Below are 21,512 nucleotides of genomic sequence, written 5' to 3'. Positions count from 1 at the left end.
CGACCGCGTAGCGGTTTGCCGGATCGCCGTTGCCGCGATCGCTACTTCGTGACGAGCAGCACCAGCGCGCAGCCGAACATCGTCGCGCCGCTGACCCGGTTGACCGCGCGCAGCGCGCGCGGCGAGGCGAACAGCCGGCGCGCGCGCTGCGCGAGCAGCACGTAGAACGCGAGCACGCCGCTGACGACGCAGACGGTGACGACCGACAGCGCGAGAAAGTCGACCGCGCGGATCGCGTCGAGATCGATCAGCGCCGGCAGCAGCGCGAGATAGAACAGCATCACCTTCGGATTGCCCAGCGCCATCGACAGGCCGGCCGCGACGAGTCGCAGGCCCTCGCCGCGCGCCGGCGGCGCGGCGACGTCGAGCGCCTCGCCGCACGAGCGCCACAGCTTCCACGCGAGCACGACGAGAAACGCGGCGCCCGCGTAGCGGATCGCGAGAAACACCGGCGCGTAGATCTGCGCGAGCGCTGCGAGGCCGAACGCCGCGGCGCTGAGCCAGACGAGATCGCCGAGCACGAGCCCGAGGCAGAACATCGGCGCGCCGACCGGACCGCGCCCGAGCACGCGCGAGACGACCGCGATGACGCTCGGGCCGGGTGTCACGCCCGCGACGGCGAGCGCGAGTGCAAAGATTCCAAGGTGGAGAAAGTCCATGGCAAAGCCTCTGCATTGCTCCCTCTCCCCGCAAGCCTGCGGGGGAGAGGGTTGGGTGAGGGGGCGGCGTCTCGCGCTGCGTCGGGATCGAGGAAGTACGCGGCGTCACCCCCTTGACGTACATGGATGTACTAATGCCGCGAGTGCAGGATGCACAGGAGCGGCCACCCAACCCTCTCCCCCGAGCAAGCTTGGGGGAGAGGGCTTTGCGCGGCAGCACAATAGGCCGGCTGATAGTTGATGCGGCTAGATTGCGTTCCCATGAGAGGAGTGACAAGCTGGAATCGACCCACCGCCTATAAGCTCGCCTTATGGAAACCTTGCTCCCTCCGCTCTCCGCCCTGCGCGCGTTCGAAGCCGCCGCGCGGCACCAGAGCTATACGCGCGCCGCCGACGAGCTGCACATGACGCAGGCTGCGGTCAGCTACCAGATCAAGGCGCTCGAGACGCGACTCGGCGTCGCGCTGTTCCGGCGGCAAGGCCGTCACGTCGTGCTGACCGACACCGGCGAGCGTCTCGGCGCGGCGGTCGTCGATGCGTTCTCGCGACTGCGCCGCGCGGTCGGCGCGGAAGTCGCGCAGGCACAGGAGGTGCTGTCGATCACGGCGCTGCCGACGATCGCCGGCAACTGGCTCGCGCCGCGGCTCGGCGAGTTCCAGATCGCGCATCCGAGTCTGGCGGTGCGCATCGATACCTCGATCGTGCTCGCCGACATCGCCGACGGCGCATTCGACGTCGGCCTGCGCGTGGGCGTCGGCCCGTGGCCCGGCCTGACCGCGCACCGCCTGATGCAAAGCACCTACACGGCCGTCTGCGCGCCGGAAACGATCGCGGCGCGGCGCCTGAAGAAACCGGCCGACCTGCTCCGGATGCCGCTGTACGGCCGGCCGGTGTGGTGGCACGAATGGTTTCGCACGGCCGGCGTGCCCGAGACGGCCGTATCCAGAATGGTAGAAATGGATCTCGGCGTGCAGTCGTTCGAGGTGAAGGCCGCGCTCGCGAACGGCGGTGCGGCGATGATTTCGCCGGCGTTCTTCGCCGACGATCTCGCGAGCGGCCGGCTCGTGCCGCCGTTCGCGGTGGAAGTGCGCGAGGCGGCGAGCTACTGGCTCGTGTACGCGAGCGCGCGGGCGGCCTCGCCGAAGATTGCGGCGTTCCGGCAGTGGCTGCTCGGCTTGGTCTAGACGTCGATATCGTCGAGCGAACGAAACATCACGTACGCGTCGACGAAACCGAGCCGCGCATGCCGGAACGCCCGCGGCAGCGTGCCGACGATGTCGAAGCCGAGCCGCTGCCACAGCTTCACCGCCGCCGTGTTCGTGCTGACGACGAAGTTGAACTGGATCGCCGCATAGCCGAGCCTGCGCGCCTCGACGAGGCTGTGCCGGCCGAGCGCTTCGCCGACGCCGCGCCCGCGCGCGGCCGAACCGACCATGTACGAGCCGTTGGCGACGTGCGCGCCATGGTCGCGCTGGTTCGGCACGAGCTTGTACATGCCGAGCACGCGATCGCCGTCGACCGCGACCCAGCTCGCCACGTCCGGCCCGAGCCAGTACGCGTCGGCGAAGTCGCGCGGCGTGTCGGCGCCGAACACGTACGTGTCGCCGCCGGCGACGACGTCGCGAAAGATGTCCCAGAGGCCGTCGGCGTCCGCGGCGCCGGCCCGGCGGATATCGGTCACGCCTGTTTCCTGCGCTTGGGCGCGGCCGCGCCCGGATCGCGCCAGATCATATAGACGTCCGAGCGCGAGTAGTGCGAATCGGGTTTCAGCGTCGGCTGGTGCTCGAAGCCCATGCTCTCGTACAGGCGCAGCGCGGGCGTGAGCTTGCGGTTCGATTCGAGAAACAGCGTGCGCCCGCCGCGCGCCTGGAACGCCTCGATCGCCGCCTGCAGCAGCTTCCGGCCGATGCCGAGACCGTGATAGCGCTCGTCGACCGCCATCTTCGTGAGCTCGTACGTGCCGGGCGAATCGAACTTCAGCGCGCACGTGCCGATGACCGCGTCGCCGAGCCGCGCGAACAGCACGTCGCCGCCCGGCGCGATCAGCTCCTCCTCGGGATGCGACAGCACGCGATGGTCGATCTCCTCGAGATAGAAATACTTGCGCAGCCAGTCGGCGTTCAAACGGTAGAAATGCTCGCGCAGCGACGGCTCGAACGCGACCACGCGCACGGCGTCGCGATCGACCTCGGTGCTGCGCGCGACGATCGCGTCGGCGAGCGATTCGTCGAGCACGCGCTCGAACGCATCGAGCGCGCCGAGGATGTCGACGTTCGCGGCGCGGCAACGCTCGCCGAGCACGTCGACGAGCGCGCGCCACGCGGGCCGCGCGTCGCGGATCGCCTCCTGCGCCTTCGGCGTCAGCGCGAGGCGCCGGCAGCGCTTGTCGGTCTTGTCCGCGACCGAGCGCAGCCAGCCTTCGCGCACGAGCTTGTCGGCGAGCTGGCTGACGGCCGAATGCGTCTGCCCGATCGACGCGGCGATCGCCCCGACCGTCTGCGGCCCTTCGTCGCTGATGAGCCGCAGCACCGGAAACCAGCGCCCCTGCACCTGCGACCCGCGGGCGCGGTACACCGCGTCGGCGATGCCGTAGAGCTGGTCGGACAACGCCCTCGCGCGGCTGCCGAGCGCCAGGAGGCCAAGATCGGCGAGAAAGGCCATGTCGTGCTCCATGATTTACGTAAGCACTAACATATCTGCCTCGCCGGACTTTGCGCAATCCCCTGGCCGCGCGCGGCTACGGCGCTTCGCAGCCGTCCGCGAAGATGCGGTCCCCGGTGCCGCCGACCGCCACGTCGCCGAGCACGACGCGGCCGGCCGTGTCGCGCGGCGCGTTCTGCAGCACGATGCCGTTGCGGCCGGCGCTCGTCGACGCCACGGCCAGCCGCAGCGAATACGTGCCCGGCGCGATGCCCGACAGCACGAAGCGGCCCGCGTAGCGCGTCGTCGCGCCGGGCAACGCGGTACGCGGGTCGGCGGCGAGCCGCGCGGTCGCGGCCACCGCGCCGCCGGCGCCGACGAAGTCCAGGCGCGGCTCGAACCCGTGATACGCCGGCGCGCTGCCGCGATTGGCGAGATCGAGCCGCCACGGCAGCGACGAGAGCTGGCCGAGCGTGTCGGGCAGCGTCAGCGCCGCGACGGAAAAGTCGTAGCCGAGCTTGCGTTTGATCGGCGCGAGCTGCGCGGCGAAGCCGTTCTCTTCGTGCTTGCCGGCCGGGCCGAGAAAGCTGAAATGGTAGTTGCCGAGCACCGTCAGGATGTCGGCCGTATCGTTCGTCCAGGCGTTTTTCTGCGACTGCAGCGGGCTTTCGCCGGAGATCGGATTGACGCGCCAGTTCTCGCGCGCGGCAGGCACCACGTTGGCGAAGCCGTATTCCATGTTCCAGTCGCCGCTCGCCTCGCACGCCGGAAATCCATAAATGCACGTTGTGGTAAACGACGGGAAGTAGTCTTCGTGGAAGCCAAAGTTCACGCCGACCGCGTCGGGGTTGCGCGGATAGCGCGTCTGCAGCCGCGCATGCGTGAACGCCTGCGCGTACGCGTCGCGCACGGCGACCTTCACGGCGTTGCCGGGTTCGAGCGATTCGCAGCCCGTCTGATGCCATTCGCCCCACAGGCCGAGCAGGCCCACCTGGATCGCGGTGATGCGCGGATCGTTGTCGTAGCGCGCGGCGAACGCCTGGATCAGCTGCACGGCCTGCGTCTGGAACGCCGCGGTGTTCCAGCCCGGCGCGCGGCCCGGGCCGTCGCCGTCGCACGACGCGTAGTCGGTACCGGGAATGTTGAGCGGCGGCTGTTCGAGAAACAGCGGATAGTCGCGTTCGTTCTGCCCGCCGGTGTAGTGCGCGGCGAGGCCCGTGCCGACGCCGTCGGGATAGTCGGCGACGAGGCGCAGCACGAACGTCGCCTGCGCGTCGACCGCGAGGATCGGCGCGAAGTGGTTCGCCTCGAACGTCGTCCAGTCGAACACCTGGTCGGCCGTTTCGACTTCGCGCCACGGCACGTAGACGTGATAGACGCTCGACCCGTAGTAGTTGCCTTCCTCGTCGCCGGGCCCCCACGTCGTACCCCACAGCATGAAGCCCTTGTGCGGGTTGTTCAGATCGTCCTGGGTCGGCGTCGGCGCGTAGGTGACGGCGCGGGCGGCGAGGCCGAGCGTCAGGCCGGCGATAGCGAGAATGCTGCGCATGGTGTTCGTTCCGCTCCTGGGAAACTCCTTCTCCCCCAAACTCGTTTGGGGAGAAGGTCGGGAAGGGGGCGACGCGTCGCACGCGTCAGGGTCGAGGCAGTGCGACGCGTCGCCCCCTCACCCCAGCCCTCTCCCCCGACGGCGTCGGGGGAGAGGGAGCCGTATTCCCATTGTCGCCAGCCATGGCGCAAAAACGTTCAAGCGCGTCTCAGACCGATAGCCGCGCGACGCCTTCGGCGCCGCGCGGTCGAACTCGCCGCTATCTCGCGGCGTTGGCGTTCATCGTCGCGTTGCGGCTCGCGTCCTGGTACTGCGCCGGATCGCGCATGCCGGTGGTATGGCACTGCCCTGTCGTGTGACCGCGGTTGACCGCGCCCGGCAGCTGGCCTTTCGACTGCTCGGTCGTGCCGTCTTCGGGGTCGTTGAGCACGAGGTCGGTCGCGACGTTGCAGTAGTCGTTCGTCCACCAGTTGGTCGTCTTGAACGCCGTCGTGTAATAGTTCACCTTGGCACGATTGGCATTCGGGATGCCGGCGAGCCACGCGGTCGCGCCGCTGTAGCTCAGATTGTCGTTCGTACCGCAACCGACGCCGAACCACGAGCCGAGCGTGGCGAGGATGCCGGCGAGGTTCGTGCCCTGGTACGGCGTGCCGACCGACTGCATCAGGCGGCTGCCGGTCGCGTAGTCGAGCCCGCTCCAGTAGTACGTGTACAGGTGCAGCGCGGCGGCACCGCCCTGGCTGTGCGCCACGGTGCCGAACGACGCCCACGTGCTGCCGTACGTCTGCAGCAGGCGCGCGAACGCATCGTGGCTGCGGTTCTGGTTCGTATCGAGGAACGTCGACGCCGTCGTGAACTGCGACGCCGGCCAGACGCCGCCCGAGCAGTAGCCGTGCACGAGAATCAGGCGCTGGCCGGTGCCCTTCGTCGCGGCCGGCCGCACGCCCATCGTCATGCGCTCGTCGATCGCCTCCGACGCGCCGGCGGCCGGCAGCCGCGCGTTCGGCAACGCGAGCGGCATGCGCTGCGCGGTCGCGAGCGGCACGAAGTGGTCGGGGTCCTCGATGCGCACGTCGCGCAGTTCGAACGGCGCCTTCGCGCCGCTGCGCGCGATCCAGCGCGCGTCGAGGCCGAGGCTCGCAAGACCCGCCTTCGGCGTGGTCATGCCGCCGACCCACGCCACCGGCACGGCATTGCCGTCGGCACCGGTGCCCCACACTTGCGCAAACGCGCGGTAGTGCTGATCGAGCTTGCGCGCGGTCACCGGAATGCCGAGCGCGTAGCGCCCGTCGCCGGTCGACTTCGCCGCGGCCTCGCCGCCGGCGAGCGACAGCGACCGTTCGACGACCGTCATCAGGTGCTCGGCGCTGCGCACGAGCGGCCGGCCCTTGCCGTTCGCGCCGCGCACGATCGTCTGCGCGAGATACGCGCCGGCCGCGCGCGCGTCGAACGCGGCGCCGTACACGCCGTCGGCGGCGGCGCCGTCATCGTGGCGGCCGTCGTCGAACATCGGCAGTTCCTGCACCTTGCCGTCCGGCCCGGTCACGCGCAGCACGGCCGTATCGACGCGGCCCGCGGCGTTGCCGACGAGCGCCTCGTCCTTCGCGCCGCCGGCCGACAGCGCCGCGACGACGCCGATCGACTCGCCGACGATCTGCCGCCGGTGCGTCGGATACGACACGAGTTCCACCGACTCGTCGCCCTCGAGCAGCACGTAGCCGCCGCGCGCGTTGCCGTCGATCTTGACCGTCCACTCGCCGTTGGCGACGTCGTCGAGCGTGTAGTAGTCGGCCGGATAGCTCGCCTGTTCGATGCCGAACTCGGCGGCGCCGGCGCGCGCGACGCCCGCGGCTTCGGCGAAACGTCCGCCCGGCGGCGCGACTTCGACCGAACCGCCGCCGAACACGAGAAAGCGCAGACGCCCGTTTTCGACCGGCAGGCGGCCCTGCCAGCCGCCTTCCACCGCGCCGACCGGAATCAGCGCCGATTTCGAATAGATCGCCGACTGCGCCGGATCGGGCGCGCGCATCGCGTCGAACTCCGCCGGCGGACCGGCGAGCTGTTTGGCGACGGGGCCTTCGGCGGCCTGCGCGGACGATGCGGAAAAAGCAAAGAGGCACAAAAGGTACAACGCGGTGCGTTTCGTGGACACAGTATCCCCTCCCAGGAATGCCGGACTGCTGGTTTGACGGGGTCGTTCCCTGTCCAACGTGCATGCCTTCCCTGGCGAGAGTCTGTCGACGCCCCGCTGTCGTTGTTCCGCCCGCTCCCCAGAACGCGACCGAACCGCGCGTTTTTATACTCGTGCGCGCAAAAAAGCAAACGTTCGTATGAATCGCGTCAGCCGGCCGACCGTCGGATGCGGTAGACGCTCGCCGGCGGCAGGTTCCACACCGCGAAACCGATGCGCTCGGCCACGAGGCCGAGCCGATCGAGCGTCGCGCGCGGCACCGGGCAGCGCGGCCCGTAGGTGAACTGGTAGAAGCAGCCGCCGGCGCGCAACTGCGCGAAAGCACCGGCGACGATCGCGTCGACGGCCGGCACCGGGATCGCCAGCAGCGGCAGGCCGCTGACGACCGCGCCGGCGCGCTCGTCGCCGAACGGCGGTTCGATCTGGCCGAGCCGTGCCGCGTCCATCGCGAGGATGCGCAGCGTCGGGAAGCGCGCCTCCAGCGCGCGCGCGAACGCGCGGTCGGCCTCGATCAGCACGAGACGGTCCGGCGGCACGCCGCGCAAGAGCAGCGCCTGCGTGAACGCGCCGGTGCCGGGGCCGAGTTCGATCACCGGCGCGCTCGCGGGCGTGATTTCGGCGGTGATGCGCCGCGCGAGCGCCGGCCCCGACGGGGCGACGGCGCCGACGCGGCGCGGATTGCGCAACCACGAACGCAGGAACATCAGGCTTTCGGCGACGGACATGCGGGCGTCTCGTTGGGAACCGGCGCCGATCGTGCCCGGGGCCGATTAAGGCTGGTTTAATCGCGGCGCCGCATGCTGAACGCCGCTCCGCAACGCAGAATCGATCGATGCACATTCTTCTCGTCGAAGACGACGCCCCGCTCGCGCAAGCGGTCGACGCCGGCCTGCGCCAGAACGGCTGGCGCTGCGATCAGGCGCGCGACGCCGCGACCGCGCGCATCGCGCTCGTCGACCACGCATACGACGCGGTGCTGCTCGATCTCGCCCTGCCCGGCGGCTCGGGCATCGAACTCCTGCGGACGCTGCGCGCGCGCTACGACGCGACGCCGGTGCTGATCGTCACCGCGCGCGACGCGCTCAGCGACCGCATCGAAGGGCTCGACGCCGGCGCCGACGACTACCTCGTCAAGCCGTTCCAGTTCGACGAACTGTACGCGCGGCTGCGCGCCGTCGCGCGGCGCAGCAGCGGACGCGTCGCGCCCGTGCTGCGCTGCGGCGGCGTCGAACTCGATCCGGCGCGGCGCGTCGTCACGCGCGACGGCGCGGCCGTCGCCCTGAGCATCCACGAATACCGCACGCTGCTCGCGCTGATGGAGCGGCAGGGCCGCATCGTCACGCGCGAGCAGCTCGAAGACCTCGTCTACGGCGGCGACGGCGCGATCGAGAGCAATACGATCGCGGTGTACGTGCACCAGCTGCGGCGCAAGCTCGGCGACGACCTGATCGCGACGCTGCGCGGCTACGGCTACCGCCTCGGGCAGGCGCGCGCATGACGTCGCTGCGCAGGCGGCTGTTCGGCGTGCTCGTCGGCGCGTTCCTCGGCTTCTGGCTGCTGTGGGTCGCGCTGTGGGCCATGTTCATGCAGCGCGAAGGCACCGGCCTGTGGGACGGCTCGCTGGCGGCGAACGCGCAGACGATCGCGCGCACGATGCCGCGCGATCGCGAACTGCTCGCGATCGCGCCGGTCACCGGCCTGCCCGCGAACGTGTGGATGCGCGACGACATGATCTACCAGGTGTGGGCCGGCGGCACGCTGCTGATCCGCTCGCACGACGCGCCGGCCGCGCCGATCAAGCCCGATTTTCTCGACGGTTTCGACGAGCGCGACATCGACGGCGCGCGCTTTCGCGTCTACGCCGTGTCGGACGCCGCGCACGGCATCCAGGTGCAGGCCGCCAAGGCGCACAGCCATCTCGAGCAGATCGCGCGCTGGCTCGCCGGCGCGACGCTCACGACCGTCGGCCTGCTGCTCGCGCTGCTCGCCGCCGCGCTGTGGCTCGGCATCCGCTGGTCGCTCAAACCCGTCGACGCGCTGTGCGAGGCGGTGGCCGCGCGCGCCACGTTCGATCTTGCGCCGCTGCCGACCGCGCAGCTGCCGTCGGAACTGCGCGGACTCGTCGACACGTTCAACGCGCAGCTCGCGCGGCTCGACCGCGCGGTGCAGGGCGAGCGCCGCTTCGTCGCCGACGCGGCGCACGAACTGCGCACGCCGCTGGCGGTACTGTCGGCGCACGCGCAGATCGCGCTGCGCGCGCACGACGTCGCCGACAAGGACGAAGCGCTGCGCCTGCTCGCCGCCGGCATCGACCGCGGCGCGCGACTGTCGGAACAGCTGCTCGATCTTGCGCGGCTCGACGCGTCGGCCGACGGCGCGCGGCGGCGGCGCACCGATCTTGCCGAACTCGCCGAACTCGTCGCGCGCGACTACGCCGCGAGCGCGCGGCGCAACGCGCAGCAGATCGTGCTGTCGACGCAACCGTGCCCGCTCGTCGGCGACGTCGACGAACTCGGCATCCAGCTGCGCAACCTGATCGACAATGCGCTGCGCTATGGCGGCGCCGGCGCGCGCGTGGAAATCCGCTGCGCGCCGCGCGACGGCGGCGGCGGAACGCTCTGCGTCGCCGACGACGGGCCGGGCGTGGCGCCCGACGAGCGCGAACGCATCTTCGACCGCTTCTATCGCGTGGCCGGCAGCCGCGAGCGCGGCAGCGGCATCGGCCTGTCGCTCGTCGCGCGCATCGCCGCGTCGCACGGCGCGACGATCGCGGTCGGCGACGGCGTCGGCGGCAGGGGCTTCGGCGTGACGATCCTGTTTCCCTAGTTTGTACCGCGGACATTCGCCCGCGTGCCCTTTTGGACAATGGCGCGCCCGACGGCGATATGAAGAAATGCGCCCCGGCCAACCTGGGGATGCAAGCATGAGAACGCTCGCCGCTGTCCTCTTCGCCGTCGCCGCGCTCGCGGCGCGCGACGCTGCCGCGCTGACCGAAGTGACGGGCTTCGGCAGCAATCCCGGCAATCTGAAAATGTTCAAATATGTGCCGGCCGGACTGCCGGCGAACGCGCCGCTCGTCGTCGCGCTGCACGGCTGCGCGCAGAGCGCCGCCGCGTACGACGCCGAAACCGGCTGGCAGATGCTCGCCGACCGCTGGCAGTTCGCGCTGCTCCTGCCGCAGCAGCAGAGCGCGAACAACGCGACGAGCTGCTTCAACTTCTTCGAAAGCGGCGACATGCAGCGCGGCCAGGGCGAGCCGCTGTCGATCAAGCAGATGATCGACCGCATGCGCACCGATCACGGCAGCGACGCCGCGCGCGTCTACGTCACCGGCCTTTCCGCCGGCGGCGCGATGACCGAGGTGCTGCTGGCCACGTATCCCGACGCGTTCGCCGGCGGCGCGATCGTCGCCGGCATTCCCTACGGCTGCGGCACCGGCACGACCGCGGCGTTCAACTGCATGAGTCCCGGCGTCGACCTCACGCCCGCGCAATGGGGCGCGAAGGTGCGCGCCGCGTCGAGCTGGACCGGGCCGTGGCCGATCGTGTCGATCTGGCACGGCGACGCCGACACGACGGTGCGGCCGGTCAACGCGACCGAAAGCCTGCAGCAGTGGACCGACGTGCACGGCATCGACCAGACGCCCGACGTGCAGGACACGTTCGCGGGCTACCCGCACAAGGTATACAACGACGCAAACGGCGTCGCGCGCGTGGAAACCGTCCTGATCACGGGCATGGGCCACGGCACGCCGGTCGATCCCGGCACCGGCCCGACGCAGTGCGGCACGGCCGGCGCCTACATCCTCGACGTCAACATCTGCTCGAGCTGGTACATCGGCCGCTTCTGGGGCCTCGACAACACCGACGGCACGCCGCCGCAGGTGGCCCTGACCGCACCGGCGAACGGCGCGGCCGTCTCGGGCAGCATCGCGCTGATCGCCACGGCGAGCGACAACGCCGGCGTCTCGCGCGTCGAATTTCTCGTCGACGGCGCGCTGCTCGCGAGCGACGCCGCCGCGCCGTATGCCGCGACGTGGAACAGTTCGGCCGCATCCAACGGCAGCCACGAACTGCGCGCCCGCGCGTTCGACGCGGCCGGCAACACCGCGACGTCGGCGCCGGTCGCGGTGACGGTGTCGGGCGGCATCGTCGACACGACCCCGCCGATCGTCTCGCTCGTGTTTCCGGCCGACGGCGCGACGCTGTCGGGGTCGGTCACGCTCGCTGCGCAGGCGAGCGACGACGTCGGCGTCACGGACGTGGTGTTCCTGCTCGACGGCAACGTGCTCGGCACCGGCAATCGCGCGGGCGCCGCGGGGCCCTGGACCCTCGACTGGAACACGACGTCGGCGAGCGCCGGCGGCCACGCGATCGGCGTGCGCGCGAGCGATGCCAGCGGCAACGTCGCGACCGGCGCGAACGCGCTCGTCACGATCACGCAGAACGTCGCGGCGCTCGACGAGCGCTATTCGAACCGCGACGGCAACGGCGACTATTTCGACAACGCCGGCTGGAGCGGCGACTTCGTCGCCGACGCCGCGAACGCGACGGCCGGCCCGGGCGCGAGCCAGTCGTCGTACGGCGCGGCGTCGTCCGGCACCGGCTGCTCGGTCGGCACGAAGACCAAATACCTCACGCGCAGCGTGACGTTCGGCGCCAGCCCGCGCCTGTCGTACGCGCGCAAGCTCGATCTGAAGGCCAACGCGAACGCGAGCTACAGCGCGTATTTTCGCGTCAAGGTGAACGCGACGACCGTCGACGAACGCGTGGTGACGTACGCCGCGTACGCCGATACGGCGTGGCAGCGCCGCGAGAACATCGACCTCGCCGCGTTCGCGAACCAGACCGCGACGCTGCGGTTCGAAGTGGGCGCCACCGCGAACGTCTGCCTCGAAGCATGGGCGCGCGCGAACGTCGACGACGTGCTGATCGCCAACGCCGACCGCGACGTCGACACGACGCCGCCGGCCGTCGACCTCACCGCACCGGCGAACGGCGCGACCGTGTCGGGCAGCGTCGATCTCGTCGCGAGCGCGAGCGACGCGAACGGGGTGACGAAGGTGGAGTTCTACGCGAACGGCGGCCTGATCGGCGTCGACACCGCCGCGCCGTTCGTATACACGTGGAATACGTCGGGCCTCGCCGCCGGCAGCTACGCGCTGCTCGCCAAGGCGTACGATCCGGCCGGCAACGCCGGCAGCGACGGCGACACGACGGTGAACGTCGGCGGCGGCGGCGCGGCGACGAGCCTCGTCTTCGACAACGAGGACGCGAACGACGGCTACGTCAAGGCGAACGCCGACGGCAGCGGCGCCGCGGTCGGCACGCTCGAAGCGTCGAGCGGCCTCGCGCTCGGTCGCGGCGTCGACGGCAAGTTCAATCGCGCGGTGCTGTCGTTCGACACGACCGCGCTGCCCGACGGCGCGACGATCACCGGCGCGGTGCTGACGGTCGCGTGGCGCAGCGCGTCGGGCAATCCGTGGAACGATCCGGCCGGCAACACGCTCGTCGTCGACGTCAACGGCGGCTGCTACGGCGGCTGCGCGATCGAAGCGGCGGACTACGGCGCGGCGACGGGTGCGAGCGCGGCATCGACGATCGCGCGATTCACGTCGGGCACGCAGAACAGCGCGGCATTCGGCGCGCCGGGCCTCGCGGCGATCAACCGCGCGGGACGCACGCAGCTGCGGCTGCGGTTCGCGCAGAATCCCGCGGCGACGAACTACGTGTGGATCGACAAGGGCGCCACGGCGAAGCTCAAGGTCGAGTACGTGCCGTAGCGCGGCGAGGCTATGTGGCGACGGCGTTGCTGCGACGCAAGTCCTCGACGCCGTCGGCCGACAGCCACAGCACCGTGTTCAAGAACGTGCCGATCAGCGAGATCACCGATTCGCGCGGCCCCGAACGCCACGCGTCGGAACCGTAGAACGCGTCCTGCCGCGCGTCGAGATCGTCGAGGTCGGCGTACGCGCGGACGAGAAAATACGTATCCGCTGCGTGCGCCGACGGACCGAACGCGACGACGTCGGTATGCCACTGCCGCAGCATCGGCACCGCGACGCCCGCCATCGCGGCGTGGAACGCGTCGCGCGTCCCGGGCTTGAGTTTGTACGAGCGGATTTCGACGAGGCGCCTCATGGCTTCGCCTTGTTCAACTTGATCAGATGCGTCGTCACCGTGGTGCCCGCGAACTTGCCGTCGGCCGTGAACCCGTCGACCGCCGAGCGCGAGAACGCGATGTGATCGCCCACGACCGGTACGGCATCGTCGGTCAATGTCAGCGTCGTGTCCTTGCCCCGATGTTCGCCGCAGTCGGTGTAGCCGAGCTCGCCGTTTTCCTTCGAACGCGCCGCGTCGGTCACCGAGACGACGACGACGTAGCCGTCGTCCGTTTTTTCGACGTTGCGGATCGCCCCGCGCAGATCGCAGTACTCGAACCACGAGGCGTGCGAGGCGGCCGGCACGATCAGGGCGATCGCGGCGAGGCCGATGATGCGTTTCGTCGTCATGTCGGCAAGTCCTTGCATTAGCACGAGCTATGAACGTGAGCGTCCTGGCGCCGGGACGTCGTCGGGTCGACCGCGATAGTAAGCCGGACGCGACCGCGCTTTGCGATCCGGTGCGCGTCGGAACGGCGCACCCGGCGAGCGCGCGGCCAATCGCGCCTTCGCCACCTGTCGACATAGCAACATGTAAAATCGTCAACGCGCGGGTGTCCCTCCCAACGAAGGTGCCACATGGTCAACCAGGCAAGCCCCCGAGCAGACCCAACGTTCTCGTCATCCTCGTCGACCAGCTGCGCTTTCCGCGCTTCGCCTACGGCCCCGACGGCGGTTTCGCGCCGGGTCTCAAGGACATCGTCGGATTCCAGGGCGAACCCGACGCGCCCAATCGCTACCGCGAGTTCTTTCCCGGCCTGTGGTCGCTGCGCAAGCACTCGGTCGTGCTGCGCCGCCACACCATCGCCTCGTCGGCGTGCATCCCGAGCCGCACCGCGCTGATGACCGGCCAGTACGGCACGCGCACCGGCGTCACGCAGACCGACGGCCTGTTCAAGAACGGCGACGCCGCGGCGTTTCCGTGGCTCGCCGCCGACGGCATTCCGACGCTCGGCCACTGGTTTCGCGGCGCGGGCTACCGCACGCACTACTTCGGCAAGTGGCACGTCAGCAATCCGCCCGGCCACAGCCTGCACGACTACGGCTTCGACGACTGGGAGCTGTCGTGGCCCGAGCCGCACGGCTCGAGCATCAACAACCTCGGCGCGTATCGCGACGTCGGTTTCGCCGACCTCGCCTGCGGCTTCCTGCGCGGCCAGGGTCTCGGCCTCGTCTACAACCGCAAGCTCGCGCAGCAGCTGCAGACCGCGCCGCTCGCCGAAGGTCCGAGCACCGAGCCCAAGCCGTGGCTCGCGGTCGCCTCGTTTGCCAATCCGCACGACATCGCCACGTACCCGGCGCTGCCGCGCGGCCTCGATCCCGATTCGCCAAAGCTCGGGCCGCTCGTCGTGCCGGCGAAGGGCGCGCTGTCGAATCCGCCGACCGCGGGTTCGCTGCGCATCGACCTGAATCCGCATGGCTTTCCGCAGGAGAACGCGTGCGCGCCGCCGACGCTCGACGAATCGCTCGCGAACAAGCCGGCGTGCCAGTTCGACTACTCGTACAAGATGGGCCTCGCGCTCGCGTCGAAGACCGGGCTTTCGGCGTCGGAACAGGCGGGTCTCGACCCGGTCACCGCGGGCCTGATGTCCGCGATTCCGTTCCAGCTGACGAAGGATCCGCACGACGGCGCGGTGAAGTTCCTGCAGTACTACGCGTGGCTGCAGCACCTCGTCGACGGCCACATCCGCCGCGTGCTCGATGCGCTCGACGAGTCGGGCCAGCGCGACAACACCATCGTCGTGTTCATGGCCGACCACGGCGAGTACGGCGCCGCGCACAGCTACCTGATCGAAAAATGGCACACGGCGTATCAGGAAGCGCTGCACGTGCCGGTGGTGATCCAGTCGCGGCACATCAATCACCGGCCCGACATGCGCCAGATCGACGCGCTGACGAGCCACATCGACATCGTGCCGACGCTGCTAGGCCTCGCCGGCGTGGACGACGCCGAAATCGCGCGCATCCGCCACGACCTGCGCAAGACGCGCCCGGTGCCGCCGTTCCCCGGCGTCGATCTCGCGCCGGTGATACGCGGCCACGAAGACGTGCCGCGCGAGGCCGACGGCCGCCCGCGCGAGGGCGTGCTGTTCGCGACCGACGACGAAATCACGCAGCGCCTGCACGCCGACGGCGACCCGCATCAGATTCATTCCGACCGCGAGTTCAAGGTGTATCTCGAAATGGTCGACGCGGTGCGCACCGGCAGCAGCAAGGTGCCGCACAACGGGCCGGTGCCGACGCTCAAACCCGGCCCGGTCTGCCAGCCGAACCATGTGCGCTGCGTCCGCTCGGGCGAGTGGAAGCTCGCGCGCTATTTCGATCCGAGCGGCGAGGCGGCCGACGAGTGGGAGCTGTACGACCTCGACCGCGACGGCTGCGAGTCGACGAACCTGCTCGTGACGAACGGCGCGTTCCCGACGCCGATCGACGATCTGCCGGCCGGCTACACCGACCCTGAAATGCGCGAAACGGCGCAGCGCCTGCGCCGGCTGCTCGAACGCTACGAGGCGGAATGGCTGTCGACGCCGGAGCAGGAAACCGCGCCGGCATTGACGGCCTGACACCGGGACAGAGGGAGTGCGCGGGCGCTGGGTCACGGACCAGCGCCCGCCGCATTGCAGCCTCGTCAGTGCTTGGCGTACACCGCCATCACATCGCGGCGCATCGCCGCCTGGCTGTCGCCGCGGCTGTAGAACATGTGGCCGCCCGCGTACGACTTCACCTGCACGCGGTTCGCGTCGCCCATCACCGGCATCTGGTCGACGATCAGGCGCGACGCCATGAACGGGCATGACAGATCGCCCCAGCCGTGCACGATCAGCACCTGCAGCTTCGGATCGATCGCCACCGCCTGGCGCAGCTCCGTCACCGAGCCGCGGCGGCCGCCCTCGCGGTTCCACATCTCGTTGACCTCGTAGCTCAGCGCGTTGTAACGGCCAGCATATTTCCAACCGGCTTCGCGCGTGATGAAGTCGACCATCGCGGTGGTCGTCGGCGCGATGATCGCGTCGAGAATCGGGTCGTTCGTGCGCGAATCCGGATCGAACGGGAACGGATCCCACGCCGTGACGTTCGCGTCGTAGCGGCTGCCCAGCTTGCCTTCCTCGCGGAACACTTCGCGCAGGAACGCCTGCGTTTCCAGGCGCCCGCCGGAGCGGCGCACGAACGCGGGATCGAGACCCGACAGCTCGGTCACGCGCTTGACGATGCGGTCGAGCGCCTGCGGATCGGCGCGGCCCTTGAGCAGGTCGGTCACGTATTCGCCGCGCGTGTACTCGACGATCTGCGCCATCGCGGCGTCGGTCAGCTTGCCGTGGCGTTCGAGATTGGACGCCGCGATCGTCGGCAGCGTGAGCATCCACGGCAGCGGCGACAGGTCGCCGTTCTCGCGCGCGGCCGGATCGAGATACGGCGAGACGAGCACGAGGCCGTTCATCGCGACGCCGAGGCGCGTCTGCAGGTAATGCGTCATGCGCGGCCCGCGAAAACCGCCGTAGCTTTCGCCGACGAGATATTTGCGCGACTGCAGCCGATTGTTCTTCACCAGCCAGTCGTAGACGACGCGCGAGAGGTATTCGATGTCCACCTGCGTCGCGTAGAACTTCTTCTTCGCCTCCTCGTCGGGAATGCGCGAGCGCGAGAAGCCCGTGCCGACCGGATCGATGAACACGAGGTCGGTGAAGTCGAGCCACGTGCCGGGATTGTCGACCGGCGTCGCCGGGTCGGACGGGCTGTTGCCTTCGGCGCCGAACTGCACGCGCTTGGGGCCGAGCGCACCGAGATTGAGATACACCGACGACGCGCCGGGGCCGCCGTTCAGCGCGAACGTCACCGGGCGGTCGCGGCCCGGCATCGTGTACGCGACGTACATCACGTCGGCGATCGTCTTGCCCTTCTCGTCGAGCACCGGCAGCGAGCCGACCGTCGCGTCGTAATCGAGTTTCCTGCCCGCGAGCGACATGCTCTGTCGCACCGTGCGATCGGCCGGAAACGCAACGGGCTTGTCCTTGTCGTCGCCCTTGTCGCTTTTCGCTTCGGCGGCGTCCTTGTCCTTGCCGCCTTCCGCGGCGGTCGCGGGCATCGCCGCGAACGCCAGCCAGCCTGCCGCGGCCAGCGCCGCGAGCCATCGTTTCGTCGTCATGTGTCGCCCCGTTCCGGTCGCCAACGGGTGAGGCTAGCGGCCGGGGACGCAGCGGGTATGTGCCGAAAGGGGCGCGCGGCTTCGTATTCGCCCAATGGCGTAAACCGCGCGCCGGATGACGGCTACGCCGCCTGGCGGGCGACGACCGGAAAATCGACGTCGGTGCGCGCGATGTGGTTCGTGTAGTTCGTATAGATGTTCAAAACGACGTTGACGAGCACTTCGAGGATGTCGGCGTCGCCGAAGCCGGCGGCCTTGAACGCGTCGAGTTCGGCGGTCGGCACGTGGCCGCGCGTCTCGACGATGCGGCGCGCGAGTTCGAGGATCGCCGCGTCGCGCGGGTTGTCGGCCTGCGCGCCGCGCGCAAGATCGATCTGGTTCGCGTTGAGGCCCACGAGCTTGCCGATCGCGCCGTGCGCGGCGACGCAGTACGTGCAGTCGTTCGCCTCGCCGACCGCGAGCGCGATCTGCTCGCGCTGCTTGGCGTTCAAACGCCCGCCGCTCGTGACGGCCGCGAGCTGGTTGTAGGCGTTCAGCGCGACCGGCGTGTGCGCGAACGTCAGAAACATATTCGGCACGCTGCCGAGCTTGGCCTTCACGCCGTCGAGCGCGGCGTTGGTGACGGCGTCGAGACGGTTGCGGTCGACGGTGGGGATGTACGACATGAGGATCTCCTTGCGTTTCGGTCGGTGCGGATCGCACGCCGCTACTTTGCCGTCGCGTATCGGCGTTACGGTGATGTAAAGTCGCCGAAAGTTGATCGTGAGTCCGAAACCGCCATGGATCGTCTCGACGCGCTGCTGCGCCGCTTCTCGCTCAGCGCGCGCATGTTTCATTCCGGCCCGCTGTGCGGCGTGACCGATTTCGCGCCGCGGCACGGGCTCGGACAGCTGCACCTCGTCAAGCGCGGGCCGGTGTTCGTCGAATACGGCCGGCGGGGGCGGCGGCGCGTCGACCGGCCGAGCGTGGTGTTCACGCCGAAACCGCTCGCGCACCGCTTCACGACGGACGCCGAGACCGGCGCCGACATGGCCTGCGCGAACGTGTCGTTCGGCGGCGGCGGCGGACCGATCGCCGACGCGCTGCCGGCGCTCGTGGTGATGCCGCTGGCCGACCTCGACGGCGCGCAGGCGCTGCTCGACGCGCTGTTTCGCGAAGCGTTCGGCGCGGCGTGCGGGCGGCAGGCGGTGGTCGACCGGTTGTTCGAAGTGGTGCTGATCCACATCCTGCGCGCGCTGATGAACGCCGGCGCGGTGCGCGAAGGCGCGCTCGCGGGCCTCGCGCACGCGCAGCTCGCGCGCTCGCTCGTGGCGATGCACGAAGCGCCGGGCGATGCGTGGCCGCTCGAGCGGCTCGCGCAGCGCGCGGGCATGTCGCGCAGCCACTACGCGGCGACGTTCAAGGCCGTGGTCGGCGCGACGCCGGGCGACTATCTCGGCGCGTACCGCATCTGCGTCGCGCAGGACCTGCTGCGGCGCGGCCACGCGCTCAAGCACGTGGCCGCGGACGTGGGCTACGGCAGCGTCGCGGCGTTGTCGCGCGCGTTCAAGGCGGCGTGCGGCGTGTCGCCGCGGGAGTGGAAGGCGAACGATGCGTCGCAGGCGTCTGCCTAGTGTCCTGTCCGATGAGTTCGCATGAATTCTCGCGACGTCTTTGGCCGCGACTCGTCGTTGCACTTCCTCGCCGTACCGCCGGTACGACTCGTCAGTGCGCCTGGATTCGCGGCCAAAGCCGCTCGCGAGTTCTTCAAGCAACTCACCGGACAGGACACTAGCGACGCATCCGCGATTCCCGCCGCCGCCCCCGCCCGCTACTCTGCCGCGCATGATCCACGGCGTTTTTCATTTCGGCGACTGCGCGATCAACATCGCCGCGCGCGAACTCTTGCGCGGCGGCGAGCGCGTCAACCTCGCGCCCGTCGTGTTCGACTGCCTCGCCTACCTCATAGAACATCGCGACCGCGCCGTCGGCCGCGACGAACTCGTCGCGGCCGTCTGGGGCAAGGCCGGCATCAGCGACGCGGTGATGGGCAAGACCGTCCTCGTCGCGCGGCGCGCGATCGGCGACACCGCCGAGGAGCAGCGCTATCTGCGCACCGTGCCGCGCTTCGGCTATCAATGGGGCGCGCCGACGCGCTTCGAACCGCCCGCCGCCGACGCGCCCGCGCCGGTCGCCGCCGTGCCGGTCGCCGTGCCTCCGGCGCGCACGCCGCGTGCACCGCTCTACGCCATGCTCGCGCTGCTGGCGCTCGCCTGCGCCCTGGTCTGGCTGCGCTCGCGCGACACCGTCACCACGACGGCGCCGCCCGCGGCGGCGCTCGCCGCCGACGTCACGGTCGTGCTGCCCGTCGACGTAGCCGCGAACGCGGACGACGGCTGGCTGCGGCTCGGGCTGATGGACTACATCGCCTCGCGCCTGCGCGCGGCCGGCGTCACGGTGCTGCCGAGCGATAACGTCGTGCGCCTCGTGCCGGCCGGCACCGCGCGCGACGCGGCCGTCGCGCTCGCGCGCGGCGTCGCCGTGCGCAGCCATGTCGTCGCGGCCGTAGTGCGGCGCGCGGGCGACGCGTGGTTCGTGCGCGCCGAGCTGATCGAACCCGACGGCGCGACGCACGCCGCGCAGGCGCAGACCGACAACGCGATCGGTGCCGGCGCGCAGGTGGCCGACCAGCTGCTCGACCTGCTCGGCCGGCGGCGCCCCGACGCCGCGCCGGGCGCGACCGGGCTGTCGCTCGCCGAACGGCTGCAGCGCGTCGACGCCGCGCGGCTCGCCGGCGATCCGGCGCAGGCGCGCGCGCTGATCGCCGCCGCCGACACGCTCACGCAGGCCGCGCCCGAAATGCAGCTGCGGCTCGCGCAAATCGACCTGCGCGGCGGCGCGTTCGAAGCGTCGCGCGACCGCCTCGCGACGCTCGTCGCGCACGTGTCGGCCGAGGCCGAACCCCTGCTGCACGCACGCGCGCAGAGCTACTACTGCATCGCGCTCGCCCGCACCAATCGCATGGACGCGGCGCTGCCGGCCTGCGACCGCGCGATCGCGCTGCTCGAGCCCGCGGGCCGGCCGGACGAACTCGGACGCGTGTACAACGACCGCGGCATCATCCGGCTGCTGCGGCACGAGTACGACCTCGCCGCGCGGGATTTCGCGCAGGCGCGCGTGGCGTCGAACCTCGCCGGCGACGCGCTGCAGCTGACCAAGGTGGAAGGCAACGAGAGCACGCTGGAAATGGCGCAGGGCCGCTACGCCGAAGCCGTGGCGATCCAGCAGCGCATCGGCGAGCGCTTCGCGCGCTTCGGCATGCACAACGAAGTGGTCGCGTCGCTCAACAACCAGACCGACACGCATCTGGCGCTGCTGCAACCGCTCGAGGCGCTCAAGATGAACGACCGCGCGCTGGCGCTGATCGACCGCGTCGCCGACGCGAGCATCCGCTATCTGACCAAGCTGCAGCGCGCCGACGCGCTCGCGCGCAACGGCCGGCTCGGCGAGGCGCGGCAGCTGTTCGACGAAGTGCTGCACGAAGCCGACGGCGCGCCGTATGCGCCGGAGCGCGCGATCGCGCGCACGGGCCAGGCCCGTCTGAACCTCGCCGCGGGCCGCGCCGGCGACGCCCTGCTGCTCGCACGCCAGGCGCTGCCCGACCTGCCGGCGCCGCCTTACGGCACGGTGCGCGCGGACGCGTGGCTGATCGCGATCCGCAGCCTGCATGCGCTCGGCCGCACGGGCGAAGCAGCGGAGGAAACGCGCGCCTTCGCCGCCTGGGCCGCCGGCGACGACGATCCGGTGGTAACGCTGTACGCACGGCTGGCCGTGGCCGAACAGGCCGCGGCCGAGCGTCGCGACGCCGACGCGCGGCACGCGTACGACGACGCGCTGACCGGCGCGAAACGCTGGGGCGTGCCGAACGCGCTGGCCGAAGTCGCCGGTTCGTACGGCCGCTGGCTGCTCGCGCGGGGCGAGCTGTCGCAGGCGGCGACCGTGCTCGGCCTCGTCGCGCGCTACGCCGAGGCCGACTACGACTGCGCCGTGCTGCAGCTGTCGCTGTACCGCGCGCTCGGCCAGGAAGGCGCCGCGCGCAACGCGCTCGCGGCGGTACGGCGGCTCGCCGGCGAGCGGCCGGTGCCGCCCGACAACGGTGCGGCTACACAAGCGCAATAGAACCGCTACCG

At 70.4% G+C, this 21,512-nt stretch carries 17 protein-coding genes; 7 read left to right on the top strand and 10 right to left on the bottom strand.

Features of this window, described 5'->3' with window-relative positions; all coding sequences use genetic code 11:
- Positions 1-41 precede the first annotated feature (41 nt).
- The gene (locus OD750_RS11980; protein WP_263545468.1) at positions 42-659 is read right to left on the bottom strand and encodes a LysE family translocator; all 618 of its coding nucleotides are present in this window, start codon (positions 657-659) and stop codon (positions 42-44) included.
- A 311-nt stretch (positions 660-970) separates the two neighbouring features.
- Here OD750_RS11980 and OD750_RS11975 point away from each other — a divergent pair, with 311 nt between their 5' ends.
- Positions 971-1,843 carry a LysR substrate-binding domain-containing protein gene (locus OD750_RS11975; protein WP_263545467.1) on the top strand — a complete coding sequence of 291 codons (873 nt, stop codon included), beginning with the start codon at positions 971-973 and terminating at the stop codon, positions 1,841-1,843.
- Here OD750_RS11975 and OD750_RS11970 read toward each other — a convergent pair.
- From OD750_RS11970 to OD750_RS11950, 5 genes are all read right to left on the bottom strand, one after another.
- Positions 1,840-2,340: a GNAT family N-acetyltransferase gene (locus OD750_RS11970; RefSeq protein WP_263545466.1), complete on the bottom strand. Its 501-nt coding sequence runs from the start codon at positions 2,338-2,340 to the stop codon at positions 1,840-1,842. The genes OD750_RS11975 and OD750_RS11970 overlap by 4 nt on opposite strands.
- Complete coding sequence (locus OD750_RS11965) at positions 2,337-3,320, bottom strand: bifunctional helix-turn-helix transcriptional regulator/GNAT family N-acetyltransferase (RefSeq protein ID WP_263545465.1); 984 nt, start codon at positions 3,318-3,320, stop codon at positions 2,337-2,339. Before OD750_RS11965 ends, OD750_RS11970 begins: the two co-directional genes overlap by 4 nt.
- A 76-nt stretch (positions 3,321-3,396) precedes the next feature.
- The gene (locus OD750_RS11960) at positions 3,397-4,848 is read right to left on the bottom strand and encodes a DUF4832 domain-containing protein (RefSeq protein ID WP_263545464.1); all 1,452 of its coding nucleotides are present in this window, start codon (positions 4,846-4,848) and stop codon (positions 3,397-3,399) included.
- Between the two features lie 259 nt (positions 4,849-5,107).
- Positions 5,108-7,000: a choice-of-anchor X domain-containing protein gene (locus tag OD750_RS11955; protein ID WP_263545463.1), complete on the bottom strand. Its 1,893-nt coding sequence runs from the start codon at positions 6,998-7,000 to the stop codon at positions 5,108-5,110.
- Positions 7,001-7,188: 188 nt separating this feature from the next.
- Entirely contained in the window at positions 7,189-7,764 is a 576-nt protein-coding gene (locus OD750_RS11950) for a class I SAM-dependent methyltransferase (RefSeq protein ID WP_263545462.1), read from the bottom strand.
- Positions 7,765-7,871: 107 nt separating this feature from the next.
- Between OD750_RS11950 and OD750_RS11945 the strand changes: the two genes are divergently transcribed.
- From OD750_RS11945 to OD750_RS11935, 3 genes are all read left to right on the top strand, one after another.
- Entirely contained in the window at positions 7,872-8,537 is a 666-nt protein-coding gene (locus OD750_RS11945; RefSeq protein ID WP_263545461.1) for a response regulator transcription factor, read from the top strand.
- On the top strand, positions 8,534-9,865 hold the full coding sequence (locus tag OD750_RS11940; RefSeq protein ID WP_263545460.1) for a sensor histidine kinase: 1,332 nt from the start codon (positions 8,534-8,536) through the stop codon (positions 9,863-9,865). Before OD750_RS11945 ends, OD750_RS11940 begins: the two co-directional genes overlap by 4 nt.
- Before the next feature lie 97 nt (positions 9,866-9,962).
- Positions 9,963-12,821, top strand: a complete 2,859-nt coding sequence (locus OD750_RS11935; protein ID WP_263545459.1) for an extracellular catalytic domain type 1 short-chain-length polyhydroxyalkanoate depolymerase — start codon at positions 9,963-9,965, stop codon at positions 12,819-12,821.
- A gap of 10 nt (positions 12,822-12,831) precedes the next feature.
- On the opposite strand, the gene OD750_RS11930 is transcribed toward OD750_RS11935, so the two are convergent.
- Both OD750_RS11930 and OD750_RS11925 read right to left on the bottom strand, forming a co-directional pair.
- Positions 12,832-13,179 carry an NIPSNAP family protein gene (locus OD750_RS11930; protein ID WP_263545458.1) on the bottom strand — a complete coding sequence of 116 codons (348 nt, stop codon included), beginning with the start codon at positions 13,177-13,179 and terminating at the stop codon, positions 12,832-12,834.
- Entirely contained in the window at positions 13,176-13,550 is a 375-nt protein-coding gene (locus tag OD750_RS11925; RefSeq protein WP_263545457.1) for a hypothetical protein, read from the bottom strand. The genes OD750_RS11930 and OD750_RS11925 overlap by 4 nt, the downstream gene beginning before the upstream one ends.
- A gap of 221 nt (positions 13,551-13,771) precedes the next feature.
- Here OD750_RS11925 and OD750_RS11920 point away from each other — a divergent pair, with 221 nt between their 5' ends.
- Positions 13,772-15,763 (top strand): sulfatase-like hydrolase/transferase, encoded by a 1,992-nt coding sequence (locus OD750_RS11920; protein WP_272841935.1) that lies wholly within the window; start codon positions 13,772-13,774, stop codon positions 15,761-15,763.
- A 65-nt stretch (positions 15,764-15,828) separates the two neighbouring features.
- Here OD750_RS11920 and OD750_RS11915 read toward each other — a convergent pair whose 3' ends face one another.
- A complete protein-coding gene (locus tag OD750_RS11915) occupies positions 15,829-17,283 on the bottom strand; it encodes a S10 family peptidase (protein ID WP_263545813.1) in 1,455 nt (484 codons plus the stop codon).
- Positions 17,284-17,465: 182 nt separating this feature from the next.
- Positions 17,466-18,008 (bottom strand): carboxymuconolactone decarboxylase family protein, encoded by a 543-nt coding sequence (locus OD750_RS11910; protein WP_263545455.1) that lies wholly within the window; start codon positions 18,006-18,008, stop codon positions 17,466-17,468.
- A gap of 114 nt (positions 18,009-18,122) precedes the next feature.
- On the opposite strand from OD750_RS11910, the gene OD750_RS11905 reads away from it, so the two are divergent.
- Both OD750_RS11905 and OD750_RS11900 read left to right on the top strand, forming a co-directional pair.
- Positions 18,123-18,956, top strand: coding sequence for an AraC family transcriptional regulator (locus OD750_RS11905; protein WP_263545454.1), 834 nt, complete (start codon positions 18,123-18,125; stop codon positions 18,954-18,956).
- Positions 18,957-19,167: 211 nt separating this feature from the next.
- Positions 19,168-21,501, top strand: coding sequence for a winged helix-turn-helix domain-containing protein (locus OD750_RS11900; RefSeq protein WP_263545453.1), 2,334 nt, complete (start codon positions 19,168-19,170; stop codon positions 21,499-21,501).
- Positions 21,502-21,512 lie beyond the last annotated feature (11 nt).

The organism is Tahibacter soli, from assembly GCF_025717065.2.
In the GTDB taxonomy this organism is placed as follows: domain Bacteria; phylum Pseudomonadota; class Gammaproteobacteria; order Xanthomonadales; family Rhodanobacteraceae; genus Tahibacter; species Tahibacter soli.
This window is presented reverse-complemented; position numbering and strand designations above follow the sequence as displayed.

Excerpts from the sequence above, each read along its gene's own strand:
- OD750_RS11900 (WP_263545453.1), top strand. The coding sequence starts at position 19,168 with ATGATCCACGGCGTTTTTCATTTCGGCGACTGCGCGATCAACATCGCC.
- OD750_RS11910 (WP_263545455.1), bottom strand. The coding sequence starts at position 18,008 with ATGTCGTACATCCCCACCGTCGACCGCAACCGTCTCGACGCCGTCACC.
- OD750_RS11930 (WP_263545458.1), bottom strand. The coding sequence starts at position 13,179 with ATGAGGCGCCTCGTCGAAATCCGCTCGTACAAACTCAAGCCCGGGACG.
- OD750_RS11905 (WP_263545454.1), top strand. The coding sequence starts at position 18,123 with ATGGATCGTCTCGACGCGCTGCTGCGCCGCTTCTCGCTCAGCGCGCGC.
- OD750_RS11915 (WP_263545813.1), bottom strand. The coding sequence starts at position 17,283 with ATGCCCGCGACCGCCGCGGAAGGCGGCAAGGACAAGGACGCCGCCGAA.
- OD750_RS11935 (WP_263545459.1), top strand. The coding sequence starts at position 9,963 with ATGAGAACGCTCGCCGCTGTCCTCTTCGCCGTCGCCGCGCTCGCGGCG.
- OD750_RS11975 (WP_263545467.1), top strand. The coding sequence starts at position 971 with ATGGAAACCTTGCTCCCTCCGCTCTCCGCCCTGCGCGCGTTCGAAGCC.
- OD750_RS11925 (WP_263545457.1), bottom strand. The coding sequence starts at position 13,550 with ATGACGACGAAACGCATCATCGGCCTCGCCGCGATCGCCCTGATCGTG.
- OD750_RS11940 (WP_263545460.1), top strand. The coding sequence starts at position 8,534 with ATGACGTCGCTGCGCAGGCGGCTGTTCGGCGTGCTCGTCGGCGCGTTC.
- OD750_RS11945 (WP_263545461.1), top strand. The coding sequence starts at position 7,872 with ATGCACATTCTTCTCGTCGAAGACGACGCCCCGCTCGCGCAAGCGGTC.
- OD750_RS11950 (WP_263545462.1), bottom strand. The coding sequence starts at position 7,764 with ATGTCCGTCGCCGAAAGCCTGATGTTCCTGCGTTCGTGGTTGCGCAAT.
- OD750_RS11980 (WP_263545468.1), bottom strand. The coding sequence starts at position 659 with ATGGACTTTCTCCACCTTGGAATCTTTGCACTCGCGCTCGCCGTCGCG.
- OD750_RS11965 (WP_263545465.1), bottom strand. The coding sequence starts at position 3,320 with ATGGCCTTTCTCGCCGATCTTGGCCTCCTGGCGCTCGGCAGCCGCGCG.
- OD750_RS11960 (WP_263545464.1), bottom strand. The coding sequence starts at position 4,848 with ATGCGCAGCATTCTCGCTATCGCCGGCCTGACGCTCGGCCTCGCCGCC.